We start from the raw sequence: 19,874 nt of genomic DNA on the forward strand, positions 1-19,874 counted from the left end.
GCCAGAGCCGACGGGCGGGTGGCCGGGGCGCCGTCACCGCGTGAGCCACGACACGGGAACCCGTTCCCCCGGCTGTGCCACGATGAACCCATGGACTTCTCCTCCTCGCCCCGCGCCGCTGAGCTCACCTCAGCCGTCCGCGAGTTCATCGACACCCACATCGCCCCGGTGGAGCCGGAGATCCACGCCGACATCGCCCGTCGTCGGCTGGCCGGGGAGGATCCGTGGGCCGTCGATCCGCGGGTGCCGGAGCTCCAGGCCCGCGCCCGCGAGCAGGGACTGTGGAACCTCTTCCTCCCGGCCGGACACGAGGGGCCCTACGCAGAGCGCTACGGCACCCACGGCGCCGCCGGCCTGAGCAACACCGACTACGCGCCGGTCGCCGAGGAGATGGGCCGCTCCTTCCTCGCCCCGCTGGTGTTCAACTGCAACGCCCCGGACACCGGGAACATGGAGGTCCTGCTCAAGTACGGCTCCGAGGAGCAGAAGGACCGGTGGCTGGACCCGCTGCTCGACGGGAAGATCCGCAGCGCCTTCCTCATGACCGAGCCGGATGTGGCCTCCTCGGACGCCTCGAACATGGCCGCGAGTGCCCGTATCGAGGGTGACGAGGTCGTCCTCGACGGCCGCAAATGGTGGTCCACGGGCGTCGGCCACCCGGACTGCGAGGTGGGCATCTTCATGGGCGTGTCCGATCCGGACGCCCACCGCTACCTGCGGCACTCGATGGTCCTGGTGCCGATGGACGCCCCCGGGGTCCGCGTCGAGCGCATGCTCACCGCCCAGGGGGTCTACGACGAACCGCTCGGCCACGGCGAGGTGACCCTCGACGGCGTGCGGCTGCCGGTGTCCAACATCATCTCCGGTCCGGGCAGGGCCGCCGAGATCGCCCAGGGACGCCTCGGACCCGGGCGCATCCACCACTGCATGCGACTGATCGGCCTGTCCGAGATGGCGCTGGACCTGGCCTGCCGCCGCGCCTCCGGCCGCGTGGCCTTCGGCAAACCCATCGTCAACCTCGGCGGGAACCGCGAGCGTCTCGCCGAGGCGCGCATCGCGATCGACCAGGCCCGACTGCTGGTCCAGCACGCCGCCTGGAAACTCGACACCGAGGGGCAGGCCGCCGTCGAGGTCAGCGCCATCAAGGCCGCCGTCCCGAGGATGGCGCAGCAGGTCATCGACATGGCCCTGCAGCTCCACGGTGGCGGCGGCATGAGCGACGACTTCCCCCTGGCCGGGGCGTACGCCACCGCGCGGTCGCTGCGACTGGCGGACGGTCCCGACGAGGTCCACCTCGGCGTCGTCGCCCGCGCCCTGCTCGCGCCCTACCGCGACGCCGCCACCACCGGTGGCACCGAGAAGACCGGGACGGCCCGATGAGCGCCCGCGACGGCGCGCCCGCCGGGGACGACGCCCCCCGCGACACCGAGGCCGCCCTGCGGCGCCGCGTCCCCGGAACCGACGCGGTGCGCAGCGAGGACGCGTTCGACGTCGAGGCGGTGGCCGCGTGGTTGCGGTCGATCGCGCCCGACGACCCCACCGTGCTGGCGGGCGTGAATCTCGGCGACGACGACGAGCCGGTCATCCCGGAGGTGCGGCAGTACACCGGTGGCGCGTCCAACCTCACCTACCTGCTGCGCTACCCGGGCGCGGACCTCGTCCTGCGCCGCCCGCCGGCCGGGACCAAGGCCCGCGGTGCCCACGACATGAAGCGCGAGTACCGCGTCCAGTCGGCACTGCGGCCGGTGTACCCGCTGGTACCGCGGATGGTCGGGTTCTGCGGCGACCACTCGGTGATCGGCTCGGACTTCTACGTGATGGAGCGGATGGAGGGCACCATCCTGCGCAAGGAGCTGCCCCGCGAGCTGCTCATGGACCGGGTCACCACCCGTCGTCTCGCCGAGGCGGCCGTCGACGCGCTCGCCGACCTCCACTCGGTGGACATCGAGGCCGCGGGCCTGGGCGATCTCGACCGCGGTGAGGGGTACGTGCGCCGCCAGGTCGAGGGCTGGTCCGCCCGCTACCGGCGCGCCCGCACCCCGGACGTGCCCGACTTCGCGCCGGTGATGAAGTGGCTCCGCGCCAACCAGCCCGACGACGTGGGGCACTGCCTGGTGCACAACGACTTCCGCTTCGACAACCTCGTGCTGGATCCCGAGGACGTCACCCACGTCATCGGCGTCCTGGACTGGGAGATGGGAGGCGTCGGCGACCCGCTCATGGACCTCGGCGGCGCGCTGGCCTACTGGGTGCAGGACGACGACGGCCCGCTGTTCAAGGCGTTCCGCCGCCAGCCCACCCATGCACCCGGCATGCTCACACGCCAGCAGGTCGTCGAGCGGTACGCCCGCCGGGCCGGTCTGGAGATCACCGAGGAGCAGTGGCGCTTCTACGAGGTGTTCGGTCTGTTCCGTCTGGCGGTGATCGCCCAGCAGATCAACCACCGTTACTTCCACGGGCAGACCACCAACCCGGCCTTCCGCGCGTTCCGGCCCGGTGTGGCGTTCCTCGAGCAGCGGTGCCTACGCATCATCCGCACGGGCGACGGCCGCCTCACACCGACCCGGGTCACCCCGCGTGACGTGATCCCGGAACTGCTCGGCGTCCCCCGGGTCGTGCTCCCGTTGCTCGCCGGGGGCGTCCACGACGTCCGGGGCAAGGTGACGGGTCTGCTCGGAGGCCTGCCGGTGATCGGCGATCTCCCCGTTATCGGTGGGCGACCCACCGGCACGTCGGGCGGTGGTCGCTGATGGGTGCCATCCACCTCGTCCGCCACGGGCAGGCCTCGTTCGGCAGTGGCGACTACGACCGGTTGTCCGAGACCGGTCATCTGCAGGCGCGCCTGGCGGGCGAGGACATGGCCTGCCGCGGCCTGCGCCCCGATGTGATCATCCACGGCGGCCTGCGTCGGCAACGCGAGACCGCGGAGGGCCTGCTCGACGGCCTGCGCGCCCACAGCGACCGGGACGTGGCCGTGGAGGTCGACGAGCGCTGGGCCGAGTACGACGCCGACGCGGTGCTCGAGGCGGCGCGCGTGGCCGGCCTGACGGCCGACCACGGGACCCTCGACTCGGCCGGGTCCTCCGACGAGGCCAAGCAGGCGTTCCAGCGGCAACTCGACGCCGCCCTCGGACACTGGGCGGGACTCGAGGCGTTCGCCGAGTACCGACGCGACGCCGACTCCGCACTGGCCGACGCCGCCGCCAGGTCCGGGACCGGCCGGACGACCGTCGTGGTCTCCTCCGCCGGCACCATCTCCCTGGCGGTCGCGGGTCTGCTGGCCGACCCGGAGGGGGTCGTCGGGTTGTGGACCCGGCTGCAGCGCGTCACGGTGAACACCGGGACCGCCCGGGTCGTGGTGGGCCGGGGCGGGATGACGTGCATCGCGGTCAACGAGCACCAGCACCTCGAGCGTGCAGCCGGCCCCGGGGACCCGCGCCGACTGGTCACCCTCAGGTGAGGATGTCCCCAGTGAGCACGCCGGTTCGTCTCGAGGCCGCCTCGTGGAACGGCGGGCGTCGTATCGTACGACCGTAGAGGCCGTTCCAGGCGGCCGGGACCACGTCAGGAGCACGCCACGATGCCCACCTTCCAGCGCGGCCACACGACGATCGCCTACACGGACACCGGCGCCCCGGCGGGCCGCGAGGACGCCCCGGTGGTGTTCTTCGCCCACGGGCTGCTGTTCTCGGGCTGGATGTTCCAGCACCAGATCGCCCACCTGCGGGGGAGGTACCGGTGCGTGACGATCGATTTCCGCGGTCAGGGCAACTCCCCGCGGGCGATGGGCGGCTACGACATGGACACCCTCGCGGTGGACGTGGCCGAACTCCTCCGGCATCTGCAGATCCCGGTGGTGAACTTCGTGGGCCTGTCGATGGGCGGGTTCGTCGGAATGCGGCTGGCGGCCCGTAACCCGGAGATCGTGCACACCCTTACCCTCATGGACACCGCGGCCACCGCGGAGGAGCCGGCCAACCGCAGCAAGTACAAGACGCTGTCCAAGGTGTACCGCGTGGCCGGGATGAAGCCCCTGCGCGCCCGGGTGGCGCCCATCATGCTCGCCGAGCGCATTCTCGACGCCCCCTGGGTGCAGGAGTGGATGGCCCAGCTCGAGCGCACCGACCGTGCGGGGCTGGTCAAGGCCATCGAGTCGGTCGCCGACCGTGACCCGTGTGAGGACGAGGCCATCCGCATCATCGCCCCGACGCTGGTCGTGGTGGGCAGCGAGGACGCGGCCACGCCTCCGGACAAGGCCAGGCGGGTCACCGAGCTGATCGCGGGCTCGAGGTACCACGAGATCCCCGGTGCGGGACACTCGCCCAGCATGGAACGCCCGGATGAGGTCAACACCATCCTCGAGGCGTTCCTCTCCGAATACGACGTGTGAAGACAAGGGAAACGATGAGGGCTGAGCGCTCGGCGGTAGGGAAGTCAGGGTCGACGGACGAATCGGGGTCGACCAGCGGCTGGGTGGGTCTGGTCACGGGCAAGCTGTCCGCGTGGCTGATGCTCGTGGTCGTCATCCTCGTGAGTGGCGCGGTCTTCGCGTTCGCCTCGTCCGAGGGGTCGTCGGAGGGACCGCAGACACTCCCGGACGATTCCGAGGCCGCCCTCGTCTCCCAGATCCAACGTGAGTTCCCCGGCTCCGAGTCCGTCCCGGCCGTCCTCGTCGTGACGCGCGAGGACGGCGGTGAGCTGGGCCCCGAGGGCATCGCCGCGGCCGTCGGCGCCGGCGAACGGATGTCCGAGGTCGTGGGCGCGCCCGCGCAGGGGCCGATCCCGTCCGAGGACGGCGCCGCCGCACTCATGCTGGTCCCCGTCGACGCCCAGCTCCTCTCGGGGGGCGAGGCCGGCGAACTCGTGGGCGACATGCGTGACGCCGTCGCGGGCGGTCTCGACGAGGGTGTGAACGCCCAGCTCACCGGTGGGCCGGGGTTCGCCGCCGACACCGCCGCCGCGTTCGAGGGCGCCGACTTCCGCCTCCTGGCGGCCACCGCCCTGGTCGTCGCCGTGTTGCTCATCGTCACCTACCGCTCGCCGGTGCTGTGGCTCGTCCCGCTGATCATCATCGGTGTCGCGGACCGCGTCGCGGCCCTGCTGGTCTCCCGGGTCGGCGAGGCCCTCGACATCACCGTCGACGCCTCCACCTCCGGCATCGTCTCCGTCCTCGTCTTCGGCGCCGGCACCAACTACGCCCTGCTCCTCGTGTCCCGCTACCGGGAGGAACTGCGCAAGACACGCGACCGGCGGACCGCTCTGCGCGACGCGTACCGGGGCGCCGTCCCCGCCATCATCGCCAGCAACGTCACGGTCGTCCTCGCACTGCTCACCCTGCTGCTGGCGACCCTGCCCAACTACCGCTCGCTCGGTGCCTCCGCGGCCGTGGGCCTGCTCGTCGCACTGGTCTACGCGCTCGTGGCCCTCCCCGCGGCCCTGGCCGTGTGTGGCCGCGGTCTGTTCTGGCCGTTCATCCCCCGCCCGGGCGAGAAGGCCGGCAAGCATGAGAGCGGGTCCGCCCCCGTGACCCCGGAGAATTTCGACGAGGACATCCCGCCGGGCGTGTGGGGCCGCATCGCCGCGCGCGTCGTCAGGCGCCCCGTGACGTTCCTGGTCGCCTGTGTCCTCCTCCTGGCCGTACTGTCCCTCGGACTCATCGGAACCCGCATCGGACTGAGCCAGACCGAGCAGTTCCGCACCGCGTCCGAGTCGGCCGCCGGACTGGAGACCGCCGCCCAGCACTTCCCGGCCGGCGTCACCGATCCGGTCACGGTCCTCACCCGTACCGGCACCGAGGGTGAGGTCGTCGAGGCGGTCCGGGACGTCGAGGGAGTCGTGTCCGCCCAGCCGGCGGGCGAGTCCGGCACCGGCTGGAGCCGCGTCACCGTGGTCCTCGATGCCGCGCCCGCGACCGATCGTTCCGAGGACAGCGTCGTCGCACTGCGCGAGGTCGTCGACACGGTCCCCGGTTCCGAGGCGATCGTCGGCGGGTCGGTGGCCGAGGCCGTGGACACCTCCCAGGGCAATCTCCGCGACCTCACCCTGATCGCCCCGCTCATCCTGCTCGTGGTGTTCGTCGTGCTGGTGCTGGTCCTGCGGGCGGTCGTCGCACCGCTGCTGGTGATGACCGCCACCGTGCTGTCGTCGCTGGCCGCTCTGGGGCTCGGCACCTTCGTCACCACCCAGATCCTGGGCTTCCCGGGCCTGGACGTGTCCGTTCCGCTCTACAGCTTCCTGTTCCTGGTCGCGCTGGGCGTGGACTACTCGATCTTCCTCACCATCCGGGCGCGGGAGGAGGCAGGCACCCACGCCACACGGGAGGCGATGGTCCGCGCCGTCGCTCTGACGGGCGGCGTCATCACCTCCGCCGGTATCGTGCTCGCCTCGGTGTTCGTGGTGCTCGGCGTCCTGCCGCTCATCGTCCTCACCCAGGTCGGCGTGATCGTCGCCCTCGGCGTGTTGCTCGACACCTTCGTCGTGCGCACCCTGGTCGTGCCCGCCCTGTTCACCCTCGTGGGGGACAAGGTGTGGTGGCCGGGCGATCCGCGCGGCAAGGCCCGCCGTGGCGGCGACGCTGGCACCGCGTCCGTCGACCCGGCATCCGTCGACCCGGAATCCGACGGCCCGGCATCCGCTCGCGCTGCATCCGACGGCACCGCCCGCCGCACCGGGACCGGTCAGAACGGTCCCGACACCACCACCGAGGAGATCCGCTCATGAGTACACCCGCCAGCCTCCGGCCCGCCCGCTCCCGCTCCCGCCTGCGGGCACTGGCGACGGCCGTGGTCGTCGCACCGCTCCTCGCGGCAGGCCTGGGCGCCGCCCCGGTGGCCGGCGCACAGGACGTCACCGACGGCGGTCGCCTCGGTGGTGGCTCCTCGCAGCTCTTGCCGGACGGCGTCGCCATCGGCTCCCTCGGGGGTCCCGAGCTCACCCAGGTCGAGTCCGTCGACCTCGAGCGGTACAAGGGCGAGTGGTACCAGGTCGCCGCCATCCCGCAGCCCTACACGCTGCAGTGCACCAACGACACCAAGGCCGAGTACGCGGTCACCGCCCCCGGTACCGTCTCGGTGCGCAACACCTGCGGCTCCGCCATCAGCTCGGACTCGGTGATCGAGGGAGAGGCGAAGGTGCGGGACACCGCCACCAACGCATCGCTGCGCGTGAACTTCCCGATGGTGCCGTTCCAGGACGAGAACGGTCCCGTCAACTACCGGATCACCTACCTCGCCGACGACTACTCGCTTGCCATCGTGGGTGATCCCACCCGGTCATCCGGGTTCGTGCTCAGCCGGCAGCCCGCGCTCAGCGCGGAGCAGTGGTCCACCGTGCGCGGCGTGATCGAGAACCGCGGCTGGTGGTCGTGCGCCTTCCTCACCGTTCCGATGGCGGGCGGGCGCGGCGACGTGACGCCGCTCTGCCTGCTGCCCTGATGAGCTGCGGCCCGGTGCATCCCCGATGAGTATCGATCTCACCTGCACGATCCCCGTCAGCCGCGGCGAGGCGTGGCGGTACTTCTCCTCGCCGGGAGCGTTCCTCCGGCTCTCGCCGCCGTTCATGCCGCTGCGACCGGTCGAGCAGGCCGACTCCCTGCGGGATGGCGTGGCGGTCCTCGAGCCGAGGACCGCGCTGCCGGGCCCGCTCGGGGTGCGGTTCGGTCCCCGCTGGCACGCGCAGCACGACGCCGCGGGCTTCGTCGAGGGGGAGCGGTTCGTCGACCGCTGCGTCTCGCAGCCGTACGCCGCGGCGACCGGGTGGGTCCACACCCACACGGTGACGGCCACACCGGACGGCGACGCCCGAATCGGGGACAGGGTCGACGCCCGGGTGCCCGGCAGGATGCTCTCCCCGGTGTTCGCCTATCGCTACCGGCAGATGGCCGCCGACCTCGACAGTCTCACCCGGTACGGCAGCCGGACACTGACCGTCGCCATCAGCGGCGCGTCCGGACTCGTGGGCACCGCACTCGCCGCCCTGCTCGGGGTCGCCGGACACCGGGTCATCACCCTCGTCCGCGGCGAACCCCGGGGAGCGGATGAGCGGCACTGGGACACCTCGGAGCCGGCGGCTGACCTCCTCGACGACGTCGACGTCCTGGTGCACCTCGCCGGGGCTCCCATAGCGGGTCGCTTCACCGACCGGCACCTCGCGCTCGTCCGTGACAGTCGGGTGGGCCCCACCCGCCGCCTCGCCGAACTGGTCGCCGCCCGTGGCGGGGCCACCACCCTCGTGTCCGCCTCCGCGATCGGTTACTACGGCGCCGACCGGGCCGGTGAGCGGCTGGTCGAGGACTCCGATCCCGGCACCGGGCCGGTCGCCGACATCGTCATCGACTGGGAACGCGCCTGTGAGCCCGCCCGGCTCGCCGGTGCCAGGGTGGTGAACGTCCGCACCGGCATCGTGCTGTCCGGTGCGGGCGGGATGCTCCCGCCGCTGGCCGCGATCACCCGGTCGGGTCTCGGCGGTCGACTCGGGTCGGGTCGGCAGTGGATGTCCTGGATCTCGCTCGACGACCTCACCGACATCTACCTGCGCGCGATCGTCGACCCCGAGATGTCGGGGCCGGTCAACGCCGTCGCCCCGGGCCCGGTGTCCAACTCGGAGTTCACCCGCGTGCTCGGGTCGGTCCTACATCGTCCGACCATCGTGCCCGTCCCCGGGTGGGCCCCTGCGCTCCTACTGGGCGGGAGGGGCTCAGATGAGCTCGCCCTGGCGGATCAGCGGATCCTGCCCCGGGCGCTCACCGGTGTCGGCCACCACTTCCGACACCCGGTCCTCGCGGACGCGCTGGCCCACGAACTGGGCGCCGAGGAGCTCCCGGCAGAGCTGTAGGGCGGGCGCGCGCTCAGCGCCGGGGGCTCAGCGCTGCAGGATCATCGGGACGAGCACCCGGCGTGCCAGCGCCCGGATCTGCTCCTCCGTGTCGACCGCGGGTGGGCCGTCCGGCATCACGACCAGTGAGTGCAGGAATCGCCCCACGACGCCGGCGACCTCACGGGACAGCTGCTCGCACTCCTCGTCGTCCATCTGCCGTGTGTGCACGTCCGCGTTCCACGTGTTGCGGACGAAGTGCGCGACCATCTCGGTGATCGGATCCAGGACCGTGTCGGACTGGCCCGCGAGCAGCGCCATCGCCTCGACCTTGTCGACCTCGATGAGCCGACGCAGCAACTCGTTCTGCCGGATGTCGAACACGGTGCCCACGAGGAGGTCCTCGATGTGCCGCACCGGGTCCCACTGCAGGGATTCGAACGGTGTGTAACGCGAGTTCACGGTCATCATCAGACGCTGCGCCTCGTGCGCGTAGATCGCCCGCAGGATGCTGTCGCGCGGCCCCAGTCGGCGATAGAGGGTCACGCGGGTGACCCCGGCGGCACGGGCGATGTCGTCGGTGCTCGTGCCCTTGATGCCGCGCTCGGCGAAGACCGCGGACGCCGTCTCGATCAGCCGCACGTCCTCGGCGTCGGGCGTGCGGTCGTCACCTCGGCCGCTGTTACGGGTCACGCCCACATGTTACGGCGATCGGCGGAGGTGACGACACCGCACGCCACCGATTCGGGGTTACCGAAGGGGCTGATCGTCGCCCTCGAGGGGGTAGGCGGCGTGGCCCGCGCGCTGGTCAGCGGGCCGGTCGAAACCTGTCGGCTGTCCGGGTGCCGGGGCCTGGGGCCCACCGAGCGCGGGGGTACCCGGACCCGGTGCCTCCGTCGAGGTGGTGTCGGGGGCCACGCCGCCCTCCGACTCCGGCACCATGTCGAACACCCCCGGCTTCGGCTTGGCCTTGCGGGGCTCCTCATCCGAGATCGAGGACGCGCCCTGCGCTGCCGCCTCGGCCGCGGCCACGGACCGGGCGATCTCCGGGTCGGTGGAGGTGTCGAACCAGTGATCGGGGGCGGAGGGAAGTTCCGCGTCGGAATCATTCTCGGCGGGCTCGTACCGGAACACCCCGTCGTCGTCCTTCTTGGCGACGGCCTTGGCGAAGTTCTCGAGCGAATCCCCGAACTGTGAGGGGATCATCCACATGGTGGCGGCGTCACCCTTGGCCATCTCGGGCAGGTTCTGGACGTACTGGTAGGCGAGCATCTCCGGCGTCGGCCTGGAGGCCTTGATGGACGCGTTGACGCGCGCGATCGCGGCCGCCTGGCCTTCTGCGACGAGGTAGCGCGCGGCCCGCTCACCCTGGGCGCGGAGCATGCGGGACTGACGCTCGGCCTCGGCGTTGAGGATCGAGGCCTGCTTGTTGCCCTCGGCATCGAGGATGGCGGCCTGCTTGGCACCCTGGGCGGTGGTGATGGCGGCTTCGCGCTGGCCCTCCGCGGTGAGGATGATCGCGCGCTTCTCGCGGTCCGCCTTCATCTGCTTCTCCATGGACTCCTGGATGGAGGGCGGCGGATCGATCGAGCGCAGCTCGACGCGGGCGACGCGCAGGCCCCAGCGGCCGGTCTCGGAGTCGAGGACCCCGCGCAGTTGCTTGTTGATCATGTCGCGGCTGGTGAGGGTCTGCTCGAGGGTGAGCCCGCCGACCACGTTGCGCAGGGTGGTGGTCGCCAGCTGCTCGACGGCCACGATGTAGTTGTTGATCTCGTACACGGCCGACTTGGGATCGGTGACCTGGAAGTAGACGACGGTGTCGATGCTCAGCGTGAGGTTGTCCTCGGTGATCATCGACTGCGGCGGGAAGGTGACGACGCGCTCACGCAGGTCGACCTTCGCGCGTACGCGGTCGATGAAGGGGATGATCAGGGCGAGCTGCCCGCTCACCGTGCGCTGGTAGCGGCCGAGCCGCTCGATCACCGCGGCCTCCGCCTGGGGGATGAGCTTCACCGAGCTCGCCACCACCGAGGCGATCAGGATGACGATGACGGCAAGGAAGACTAATCCGCCCATGGTTTCCTCCGGTTGTCTCGTGCGAGGCCGCTGTGAACCGACCAGCGCGTTCTAGATGCCACGCATGACGATGGCCGTGGCGCCCTCTATCTGGTGCACGAGGACCTTGTCGCCCGCCTCGAACGTCTCGCCCTCGATGAGCGGCCGCGCGGTCCAGGTGTCACCCGCGATCTCGACCAGGCCACCCTTCGCGCCGATCGCCTCGACCACCGTGCCGCCCCGCCCGGTGAGCGCGGCGGTGTTGGTGTCGTGCTCGGGCAACGCTGCGAGCAGCCGCCGACGGACGATGGGGCGGACCCCCACGACGAGGATCACGGACACGAGAGCGAACGCCAGGGCCTGACCCCAGATCGGTGCGCCCAGCAACGCGGCGGCCGAACCGCCGAGGGCGCCGGCGGCGAGCATGAGCATGAACAGCTCGCCCCCTGCTGCTTCTCCGGCGGCGAGCAGCACCGCTGCGCCGAGCCAGATCAGTCCCACATGCATGTCACCGACACTACCGACTTCGGGACGACGGCAGGGGGGCCAGCCGGTGGCGGACTACGCTACTGCGACGTGTCGACTCTGAAGAAGTTCGCGTGGCTGTCCGTGGCCACGGCGATCGTGACCATCCTGCTCAAGATCGGGGCCTGGTGGGTCACCGGATCGGTCGGCCTGTTGTCCGACGCCGCGGAGTCGGTGGTCAACCTCGTGGCGGCGGTCATCGCTCTCGGTGCCATCACCGTCGCGGAGCGCCCGGCCGACGACGACCACCAGTACGGCCACTCCAAGGCCGAGTACTTCTCCGCAGGTGTCGAGGGCGCCATGATCTTCGTCGCGGCGGCGTTCATCCTCGTGGTCAGCGTCGAGCGGCTGATCAACCCCGAACCTCTGGAGGCGCTTGGTCTGGGCCTCGCCATCTCGGTCGTCGCCGCCGTGATCAACGGCGTGGTGGGTGTGGCGCTCGTGCGGGCCGGGACCCGCCACAGGTCTCCCACTCTCAAGGCCGACGGCAAGCACCTCATCACCGACGTCGTCACCTCGGTCGGGGTCGTCGCCGGACTGGCCCTGGCCTGGGCCACCGGCTGGGACGTGCTCGACCCCCTAGTCGCGATCGGCGTGGGCCTGAACATCCTGTTCATCGGCTACCGACTGGTGCATGAATCCGGCATGGGGTTGATGGACGCCACGCTTCCCGACCAGGACAACCGGGTGATCGAGGAGGTGCTCGACCGTCACCGCGAACCCGGCCGGGTCGACTTCCACGAGCTGCGGACCAGGGAGTCGGGCAAGTGGCGTTTCGTGGAGTTCCACGCGCTCGTGCCCGGGCAGTGGAGCGTCGAACGCGGGCACGATCTGGTGGAGGCCGTGGAGCAGGAGATCCACGCGGCCCTGCCGAACTCGCACATCACCACCCATCTCGAGCCCATCGAGGACGAACGCGCGTACAACGACGTGCACCTGTGATCCGGGCGCCCCGATCCGACCGCCCGGGGTCAGTCGGCCTCCCGCACCTCCTGCGCGGTGGTCACGTCGTCGACGAGTGTCGCGATGTGGAACATGCTGGTGATCAGCGACCCGTACAGCGGCCACGTCCGACGGGGTAGGCCGTTCTCGTCCGACATGGTGCCCGCGACCGCGTCGAGCCGGTCCGAGATCGAGTCGACCTCCGCGTCCGGGGCCGCGATCTTGTGGCCGGCGTCGCGGACCACCGCGGACCACTTCTCGCGGAACGTGTCGTCCCACGACCCCTCCGAGTAGTCGGCGTCACGGAGGGTCCGGATGAGATGCCGTAGGTGGGAGACCGTCTCGTCGACCCTCGGCAGGATGTCCTCGTACCCGATGTCCGGCCGCGCCGTGGTGCGTCGGCGCCGCCCGGCCGTGAGCCGCCGAGGATTGGTCCGCCAGCTCTCGCGGGCGAAGCTCACCGTCCGCCATGCCGTGTCGACCTCCTCGTCGACCGACTCGATCTCTGCGCGCCACCGATCGGCGGCGTCGGTCTCCCAGGACTCGGCGAACTCGTCGGCCATGTTGATCAGGATCTCGCCCAGCCGCCGGTTGATGGAGTCGACGTGGGTGCGGGCCTGCTGGTCCCGCAGCGGCGGGATCACCAGGAGGTTGACGAGGACGCCGATCGCCACGCCCACGGCGACCTCGGTGATGCGGTCGAGCAGGAGGGGCTGCTGCTCGGAAAACCCGCTTCCGAGCACGAACACGGCCGTGGTGGCGATGGCGACGCCCTCGTCCCGGATCCACGAGATGCGCGAACCCGCCAGCCCCACCAGGATCGCCAGCGCGAACGTCCACACGTTCACCCCTAGGTAGGACCCGATGAGGAACGACATCGCCACCCCGATCGCCGAGGAGACGGTGGTCTGCAATCCGTGGGAGAGGGACCTGTAGACGGTGGCGTGGACGGTGAGCAGGGCGGTCCACGGGGCGAGGAAGGGCAGCGGGGAGTCGAGGACGTTCACCGAGATCCACCAGGCGACCGTGGTGGCGATGACGCTCTTGACGATCTGCATCAGATCCGTGGTCACCTCGGGACGACCGACGACCTCGCGGAGTCGGCTCACACTACGTATCCGGGCCATTCGCGCAGGGTAACGCGTTCCGAGTCGTATCCTCGGCAGCGTGGGGCACCCGATCATGTTCGACGCCGAGGACCCGCTGCTCGCAGACCTGCGGCGGGTGTGTCTCGCGCTGCCCGACGCCGCGGAGAAGATCTCGCACGGTCGGCCCAACTGGTACACGACCAAGGTGTTCGCGGTCTACGGCGGTTCGGTCAAAGGCGACCACGCGGATCCGCTGTTGGCCCGGGCGCTGCTGTTCCTCCCCGACCGGGCGGAGCGGGCGGCACTGGAGCAGGACCGGCGTTTCCATGTCCCGGCGTACTACGGACCGGCCGGGTGGCTGGCGCTCCCCCTGGACGGTGGCGGGCAGGAGGTCGACTGGGACGAGGTGGCCGAACTGGTGGAGTCCTCGTACCGCCAGACTGCCGGGGTGCGACGCGTGGCCAGACTGGACGAGCTGCGGGGACGACCGCGCGATTAGGCTGGGCGCATGGACCTGGGGACACGCGCGCTGGTACTGGGCATCGGGTCCCTGGCGATCTCCTGGGTGCCGGTGCTCAACATCATCGCGTTTCTCGCGGGGCTGATGGCGGTCGCATTCGGACTCCTCGCCCGCTGGCCCACCGGCTGGCTCGCCAACGAGGAGTCGAACCCACGACGCGCCCTGGCCGGCGTGGTCCTGGGCGGGATCGCCCTGGTGGTGTTCCTGGTGACCGCGGTGCGGTACTCGGCGCTCTAGCGCACGTTCGACACGACCCAACCGATCGCGGTGCGCATCCGGCGTGCGAACGTGCCGGGGTGGGTGGCGCAGACGGCGTGTCCGGCGTGGATCGGAAACACGGCGCTGTGCGGCAGGAGGTCGGCCATCTCGTCCTGGATCCACTGCGGGAACGCGAGGTCACGGGTGGTCTTGACCACCGCGACGGGCAGGGTGAGTTCGTGCAGCCAGGCCGTCGAGTTGAACCCGGCCACCTGGGCGATCACGGTGCGGTGCGTGGCGAGCGAGACCGACGACAACTCGCGCAGCGCCCACGCGTGGGGCCGGAGTGCCTCGTCGTCGACCTGCTCTTCGACCACGTCGCCGACCCCCTCGGCCACCGCGTTGAGCAGCGGTTGGGAGCGGGTGAACCCGCCGAGTGCGACCTTCTCGAGGGCGTTGCGCTGAGCGCCCGTCCCGGTGGCGGCCAACACGAGGCCGCCGAGCCGGGAAGGGTCGCGCCGGGCCGCGAGCTGCGCGACGATCCCGCCCATCGAGTACCCGCCGACGACCGGGGCGTCGAGGTCCAGGTGGTCGGCGACCCGCAGCACGTCCTCGGCGAGGGTGTCGAACCGGAAGTCCCCGTGGAAACCCTTGCCGTGCCAACGTTGGTCGAACGTGATGAGCCGGTACTCGCCGCGCAGTCGCTCGAACGTCTGGTACCAGTTCAACATCCCGGTGGCAGCCATCCCGTGCAGCAGGATCGCCGGTGCGAGGTGCTCCTCGCCGGTGTCGTGGACCTTCGTGGTGACGCCATCGGCGAGAGTGACGATCCGCCCGGGCGGCAGGTGCGCCAGGTCGGGGATCATCCGCGGCAGTCTCGCGGCCGTCCGCGGCAGCGAGACGATCGACCTCCTGGGCACTGGGGACCTCCTGGTTGTGGAACCCGTTTGTATGTCACCGGAACTGTGTGTCACCGGAATTGTGTGGCACCGGACGGGCGGGCGCATCCGGCCGACGCGCACGCACGTGGGATCAGTCCACCGAGACCAGCCCCCGGTCCCGGAGGAAATCCCTCGCGACCAGCGCGGGGTCCTCGCCGTCGACGTCCACACGCATGTTCATCTCCACCATCACCTCATTGGTGAGGATGTCCACCAGCGGCGCGAGGACCTCCTCGATCTCCGGGTGAGCCGCGAGCACGTCGCCGCGGACGACCGTCGCGAGGTTGTAGACGGGGAAGAAGCGCTTGTCGTCCTCGAGCACCACCAGGTCCAGGCCCTTGACCCGTCCGTCCGTGGTGTAGACCTCGCCGAACCGGCACTCGCGACCGACCGAGGTGGCCTGGTAGATGATCCCCGGCTGCATGATCGGCGTGGGCACGGTGGCCGCGTCGAACCCGTAGGCCTCCGCCAGCCCGGGCCAGCCGTCGCGTCGGACCGAGAACTCCGTCTCCATGCAGGTCGTGGCCGATTCGGGATCGGTGCGGACCAACTCGGCGTACTCGGTGAACGTACGCACCCCCGTCTCCTCGGCGGTGGCCCGGTTCATCGCGAACGAGTAGGTGTTGTCGACGGTGGTGGGGGCCATCCAGCGCAGGTCGTGTTCGGCGAGGTCGGCGTCACGCACGGCCTCCCACTGCCCCCGCGGGTCGCGGATGGGCTCGGAGTTGCCCAGGTAGCTCATCCACGCGGTGCCGGTGTACTCCATGCCGATGTCGACCTGCCCGGTCACCAACGCCTGGCGGAAACTGTTGGACCCGGCCAGCGACGACATGTCCGACACGTCCATCCCGGCCGCGGCCAGCAGGAACTCCACGAGGTAGCTGGCGATGACGCCCTCGGTGAAGTCCTTTCCGCCGACGGTGATGCGCACCCCCTCCAGCGCGGGGACGGTGCCGCCGGGGCCGGGCGCGACGGGCAGCGGGACGGAGCCGCCGTTGTTCAACCCGCACCCGGTCGCCATCATCACGGCCGTGAGCAGGGCGGCGACCAGGCGCCTGGACGATGTCAGCCCGCTGCGCGTCATCGCAACCCCTTCGGATTGAACAGGATCTCGCCGACCCCGCCGAGCCAGTCCACGAACAGTGCCAGGCACACCGCGAGCACCGACCCCACCACGAGGGTGGTGTAGTCCTGCAGTCGGTACCCGGTGTCGATGAAGATCCCCAGCCCGCCGGCGTCCACGAGGAAGCTCAGCGTGGCCGTACCGACCGCCAACACGAGGGTGGTGCGCAGGCCGGCGAGGATGAACGGCACCGCGAGCGGCAGCTCGACGGTGCGCAGGACGCGTCCGGTCGACATCCCCTGGCCTCGTGCGGCATCGATGATCGCGGGGTCGACGTTGCGTATCCCGACGATGGTGTTCCGCAGGACCGGCAGGAGGGAGTAGAACGCCACCGGGAGCACGCCGATCCAGAACCCCGTCCGATTGGTGGCCAGGAACAGCAGCACGATCAGCCCGATCGCCGGCGCCGCCTGACCGATGTTGGCGAACCCCACGGCCACCGGCGCGAGGAACCGCGTCCGCCGGCGGGTGAGCAGGATCCCCAGAGGCACGCCGACCGCCACGACGATCGCCACGACCGTCACGGTGATCTGCACGTGTTCGACAGTCCGTTGGGTGAGCGAGGCGGCGTTGAGCGAGGCGCGCTGCGTCTCGTCCAGCTCGCTGGAGAACGCCCACCACAGCACGCCCACGGCCGCGGCCACGATGAGGAGTGGCTGCACGATCAACCGCGCGGAGTCCTGGAGGGCGGCCACCCCGCGGGAGGGGGCCCCGCGGGCTGCCGTGGTGGGGGCGCTCACGGCGCCGCCTCGGGGTCCGAGTGGCCACCCTCCGAGTTGCCACTGTCCGAGTTGCCACCGTCCGGGCTACCACCGTCGTTGTGCCGGTTGTTGATGCGCCGCAGCTCGGCGACCAGGTCGTCGATCCCGATGGTGCCGCGGTAGACCCCGTCCCGGTCCACCACCACCGTGGTCGCACTCGCCGTGGACAGCAGCCCGTCGAGGGCCTCCTGCAGCGAGGAGTCGACCGTCACGGTGCCGGTCACCGGCATCCCGCCCGAGCCCAGGTCCGACAGCTGGGACACCCGGTCCCCCCGCACCCATCGGAGCGGGCGGCCCGCGTCGTCGAGCACCACGGCCCACTCGTCGCTGGTTCCGCGCAACCGGGCGGCGAAGTCGGTCGGGCTCTCGGTGGCCCTCGCCGTCGTCGCCTCCTGCAGTTCCACGTCGCCCACGCGCCGGAGGGTCAGTGTCTTCAGCGCGGCGTCGTCGCCGATGAACCCGCTCACCGTGGCATCGGCGGGGTTGGTCAGGATCGCCTCCGGGGTGTCGAACTGCAGCACCGACGAACCGGGGCCGAGCACGGCGATCCGGTCCCCGAGCTTCACGGCCTCGGAGAAGTCGTGGGTGACGAAGACGATGGTCTTACGCAGTTCCTCCTGCAGCCGGACCAGTTCGTCCTGGAGTGACGCGCGCGTGATCGGGTCCACCGCTCCGAACGGTTCGTCCATGAGCAGCACCGGCGGGTCCGCGGCCAGCGCCCGTGCCACCCCGACACGCTGCTGCTGACCCCCGGAGAGCTGCGCGGGGTAGCGGTCGCGGTAGTCCGACGGGTCCAGGCCGACCAGCTCGAGCATCTGGTCCACGCGCTCGGTGATGCGCGACTTCTTCCATCTGAGCAGCCGAGGCACCGTGGCGACGTTCTGTGCGACCGTCATGTGCGGGAACAGGCCGGAGGCCTGGATGGCGTAGCCGATGCTGCGGCGGAGGGTGTCGGCGTCGAGTGTCCGGTTGTCCTCGCCGTCGATCGTGATGGTGCCGGAGGAGGGCTCGATGAGGCGGTTGATCATCCGCATCGTGGTGGTCTTTCCGCAGCCCGACGGTCCCACGAACACGGTGGTCCGCCCGGCCGGCAACTCGAGCGAGACGTGGTCCACCGCCGGGCGCTCCTGGCCGGGGTAGACCTTGGTGACGTCGTCGAGCACGATCGGTACGCCGGAGACGGGTTCTGAGGTGCTCACTGGTTCCCCTTGATGGTGAGGCGTCCGAGGAGGACGAGGAGTGCGTCGAGGACGAGCGCGAGGACGACGATGAGCACGGTCGCGGTGAGTGCCATCGGGAGCGCCGTGGGCGTACCGACCCGGGACAAGGCTGCGAAGATGAGGTTGCCCAGGCCCGGACCCTTGGCGTAGGCGGCGATCGCGAGGATGCCCATCGACATCTGGGTGGAGATGCGGATCCCGGCGAGGATCGACGGCCACGCCAGCGGGATCTCGACCCGGCCGAGCACCCCCAGCCGGCTCATCCCCACCCCGCGGGCGGCGTCGACGGTGGCCGCGGGCACGGCGACCAGACCGACGATGGTGTTGCGCAGGATCGGCAGCACCGCGTAGATCACCAGCGCGGTCATGGTGGGCAGCACGCCCAGGCCGAGAACCGGGATGAGCAGTCCGAGCAGGGCGAACGACGGAACGGTCAGGGCGGTGGCGGCCAGGCCGGTGGCGATCGCGGATCCGGAGCGGCTGCGGTGGACGGCCACGCCGAGGGCGACCGAGAGCAGCGTCGCGATGAGCACCGCCTGCACGGTGGCGCTGACGTGTTGCCACGAGTCGGTCGCGAGCTGGACCCGACGGGTGGAGATGAAGTCCATCAGGGCGGTCATCGCATCTCGGCTCCGTTGGTGGGTGGTGAAGTCCGTGGGTCGTGCAGTCCGGGTCGGGTGCGCTCACGGTAGCCGCATCGGCGGACGTAGAGGGGGCAGACGCGGGATCCGGCGGGGCGCCGCGCGGCCGTGGGGCACCATGGGGGCATGACGCCACGGCCCGCCCGACCCCTGGATCACGACCTCACGGAGCGACTCGACGAGCTCCTCGCCGCCACCGGCCGCATCGCCCGTCGGCATTTCCACGGCGATCTCGAATCGCTCGCCGCCTCGGACAAGAACGGCCCGGCCGGTCAGGGTGGGGCCGGTGCCGACGGGGCCGGGGGCGGTGGCCCGGGCGGGCGCTACGACCCCGTGACCGAGGCGGACCGCGCGATCGAGGAGCTGCTGCGGGCGGGGATCTCGGCGATGGCGCCGGGCGACCGGGTGGTGGGGGAGGAGAGCGGCGTGTCCGGCCCCGCCGACGCCGCCCGCACCTGGTACCTGGACCCGATCGACGGGACCAAGGCGTTCCTCACCGGCATGGCCGGGTGGGGCACGCTCGTCGGCGTGGTGGAGGACGGCCGCGCCGTGGCCGGCTGGATGGACCAGCCGGTCCTGGGTGAGACCTTCGCGGCGGTGCACGGCCGCGCGACCGTGCGGCGCCGCGCCGACGGCCCGGAGGCCGTCGAACTGCGCGCATCGGGGTGCACCGAGCTGTCCGAAGCGATCATGTACACCACCCACCCATCGATGTTCGGTGACGACGGCGAGGTGCGCAGCCGCTACGACGAGCTCGGCCGCCGGGTCCGCCTGCAGCGCTTCGGCGGGGACTGCTACGCCTACTGCATGCTCGCCGCGGGGCGCGTCGATCTGGTCGTGGAGGCCGACCTGAACTCGTACGACATCGTGGCGCTGATCCCGATCATCGAGGCCGCGGGCGGCGTCATCAGCGGCCCGGACGGAGGCCAGCCCCTCGAGGGCGGCACCGTCGTGGCAGCCGCCACCGCGGAGCTGGCCGAGCAGGCGTGGGCGGTGCTGCGGCCCTAGATCCCGGCTGTGCGCATCCTCCACACGGGAGGTCGGCGCGC

Annotated in this window: 20 protein-coding genes; 11 read left to right on the forward strand and 9 right to left on the reverse strand. The window is 71.0% G+C overall.

Annotated elements, in window-relative coordinates:
- The first annotated feature begins 90 nt into the window (after window positions 1-90).
- The 7 genes from AC3DE3_RS06485 (at window position 91) to AC3DE3_RS06515 (ending at window position 8,832) form a co-directional block, all read left to right on the forward strand.
- Complete coding sequence (locus tag AC3DE3_RS06485) at window positions 91-1,380, forward strand: acyl-CoA dehydrogenase family protein (RefSeq protein WP_488369400.1); 1,290 nt, start codon at window positions 91-93, stop codon at window positions 1,378-1,380.
- The gene (locus tag AC3DE3_RS06490) at window positions 1,377-2,750 is read left to right on the forward strand and encodes a phosphotransferase family protein (protein WP_488369401.1); all 1,374 of its coding nucleotides are present in this window, start codon (window positions 1,377-1,379) and stop codon (window positions 2,748-2,750) included. Before AC3DE3_RS06485 ends, AC3DE3_RS06490 begins: the two co-directional genes overlap by 4 nt.
- On the forward strand, window positions 2,750-3,460 hold the full coding sequence (locus AC3DE3_RS06495; protein ID WP_488369402.1) for a histidine phosphatase family protein: 711 nt from the start codon (window positions 2,750-2,752) through the stop codon (window positions 3,458-3,460). Before AC3DE3_RS06490 ends, AC3DE3_RS06495 begins: the two co-directional genes overlap by 1 nt.
- Before the next feature lie 120 nt (window positions 3,461-3,580).
- Window positions 3,581-4,390 (forward strand): alpha/beta fold hydrolase, encoded by an 810-nt coding sequence (locus tag AC3DE3_RS06500; RefSeq protein WP_488369403.1) that lies wholly within the window; start codon window positions 3,581-3,583, stop codon window positions 4,388-4,390.
- Window positions 4,391-4,509: 119 nt separating this feature from the next.
- Window positions 4,510-6,720, forward strand: a complete 2,211-nt coding sequence (locus tag AC3DE3_RS06505) for an MMPL family transporter (protein ID WP_488369630.1) — start codon at window positions 4,510-4,512, stop codon at window positions 6,718-6,720.
- Window positions 6,721-6,761: 41 nt separating this feature from the next.
- Window positions 6,762-7,433 carry a lipocalin family protein gene (locus AC3DE3_RS06510; RefSeq protein ID WP_488369631.1) on the forward strand — a complete coding sequence of 224 codons (672 nt, stop codon included), beginning with the start codon at window positions 6,762-6,764 and terminating at the stop codon, window positions 7,431-7,433.
- A gap of 25 nt (window positions 7,434-7,458) precedes the next feature.
- A complete protein-coding gene (locus AC3DE3_RS06515) occupies window positions 7,459-8,832 on the forward strand; it encodes a TIGR01777 family oxidoreductase (protein ID WP_488369404.1) in 1,374 nt (457 codons plus the stop codon).
- Between the two features lie 27 nt (window positions 8,833-8,859).
- Here AC3DE3_RS06515 and AC3DE3_RS06520 read toward each other — a convergent pair whose 3' ends face one another.
- Genes AC3DE3_RS06520 through AC3DE3_RS06530 form a run of 3 tightly spaced genes read right to left on the reverse strand, consistent with a single transcriptional unit; the run spans window position 8,860 to window position 11,373 of the window.
- Window positions 8,860-9,504 carry a TetR/AcrR family transcriptional regulator gene (locus AC3DE3_RS06520; protein ID WP_260489087.1) on the reverse strand — a complete coding sequence of 215 codons (645 nt, stop codon included), beginning with the start codon at window positions 9,502-9,504 and terminating at the stop codon, window positions 8,860-8,862.
- A 57-nt stretch (window positions 9,505-9,561) separates the two neighbouring features.
- Entirely contained in the window at window positions 9,562-10,887 is a 1,326-nt protein-coding gene (locus AC3DE3_RS06525) for an SPFH domain-containing protein (RefSeq protein ID WP_488369405.1), read from the reverse strand.
- 51 nt (window positions 10,888-10,938) lie between these two features.
- Window positions 10,939-11,373, reverse strand: a complete 435-nt coding sequence (locus AC3DE3_RS06530) for an NfeD family protein (protein WP_488369406.1) — start codon at window positions 11,371-11,373, stop codon at window positions 10,939-10,941.
- A gap of 69 nt (window positions 11,374-11,442) precedes the next feature.
- On the opposite strand from AC3DE3_RS06530, the gene AC3DE3_RS06535 reads away from it, so the two are divergent.
- Window positions 11,443-12,333, forward strand: a complete 891-nt coding sequence (locus tag AC3DE3_RS06535; RefSeq protein ID WP_260489084.1) for a cation diffusion facilitator family transporter — start codon at window positions 11,443-11,445, stop codon at window positions 12,331-12,333.
- A gap of 29 nt (window positions 12,334-12,362) precedes the next feature.
- On the opposite strand, the gene AC3DE3_RS06540 is transcribed toward AC3DE3_RS06535, so the two are convergent.
- Entirely contained in the window at window positions 12,363-13,460 is a 1,098-nt protein-coding gene (locus AC3DE3_RS06540) for an FUSC family protein (RefSeq protein ID WP_488369407.1), read from the reverse strand.
- 40 nt (window positions 13,461-13,500) lie between these two features.
- Here AC3DE3_RS06540 and AC3DE3_RS06545 point away from each other — a divergent pair, with 40 nt between their 5' ends.
- A complete protein-coding gene (locus AC3DE3_RS06545; RefSeq protein ID WP_260489082.1) occupies window positions 13,501-13,920 on the forward strand; it encodes an MmcQ/YjbR family DNA-binding protein in 420 nt (139 codons plus the stop codon).
- A gap of 9 nt (window positions 13,921-13,929) precedes the next feature.
- A complete protein-coding gene (locus AC3DE3_RS06550; protein ID WP_260489081.1) occupies window positions 13,930-14,178 on the forward strand; it encodes a hypothetical protein in 249 nt (82 codons plus the stop codon).
- Here AC3DE3_RS06550 and AC3DE3_RS06555 read toward each other — a convergent pair.
- The 5 genes from AC3DE3_RS06555 to AC3DE3_RS06575 form a co-directional block, all read right to left on the reverse strand.
- Window positions 14,175-15,059, reverse strand: a complete 885-nt coding sequence (locus AC3DE3_RS06555; protein WP_488369408.1) for an alpha/beta fold hydrolase — start codon at window positions 15,057-15,059, stop codon at window positions 14,175-14,177. The genes AC3DE3_RS06550 and AC3DE3_RS06555 overlap by 4 nt on opposite strands.
- Window positions 15,060-15,171: 112 nt before the next feature.
- Window positions 15,172-16,164, reverse strand: coding sequence for a glycine betaine ABC transporter substrate-binding protein (locus tag AC3DE3_RS06560; protein ID WP_260489079.1), 993 nt, complete (start codon window positions 16,162-16,164; stop codon window positions 15,172-15,174).
- On the reverse strand, window positions 16,161-16,898 hold the full coding sequence (locus tag AC3DE3_RS06565) for an ABC transporter permease (protein ID WP_396119775.1): 738 nt from the start codon (window positions 16,896-16,898) through the stop codon (window positions 16,161-16,163). Before AC3DE3_RS06565 ends, AC3DE3_RS06560 begins: the two co-directional genes overlap by 4 nt.
- Window positions 16,899-16,939: 41 nt before the next feature.
- A complete protein-coding gene (locus AC3DE3_RS06570; RefSeq protein ID WP_488369409.1) occupies window positions 16,940-18,163 on the reverse strand; it encodes an ABC transporter ATP-binding protein in 1,224 nt (407 codons plus the stop codon).
- Window positions 18,160-18,804, reverse strand: a complete 645-nt coding sequence (locus AC3DE3_RS06575) for an ABC transporter permease (RefSeq protein ID WP_260489076.1) — start codon at window positions 18,802-18,804, stop codon at window positions 18,160-18,162. The genes AC3DE3_RS06570 and AC3DE3_RS06575 overlap by 4 nt, the downstream gene beginning before the upstream one ends.
- Window positions 18,805-18,951: 147 nt before the next feature.
- On the opposite strand from AC3DE3_RS06575, the gene AC3DE3_RS06580 reads away from it, so the two are divergent.
- Entirely contained in the window at window positions 18,952-19,833 is an 882-nt protein-coding gene (locus tag AC3DE3_RS06580; protein WP_260489075.1) for an inositol monophosphatase family protein, read from the forward strand.
- The last annotated feature ends 41 nt before the right edge of the window (window positions 19,834-19,874 follow it).

It is taken from the genome of Dietzia sp. IBK-p2-16D (genome assembly GCF_057773085.1).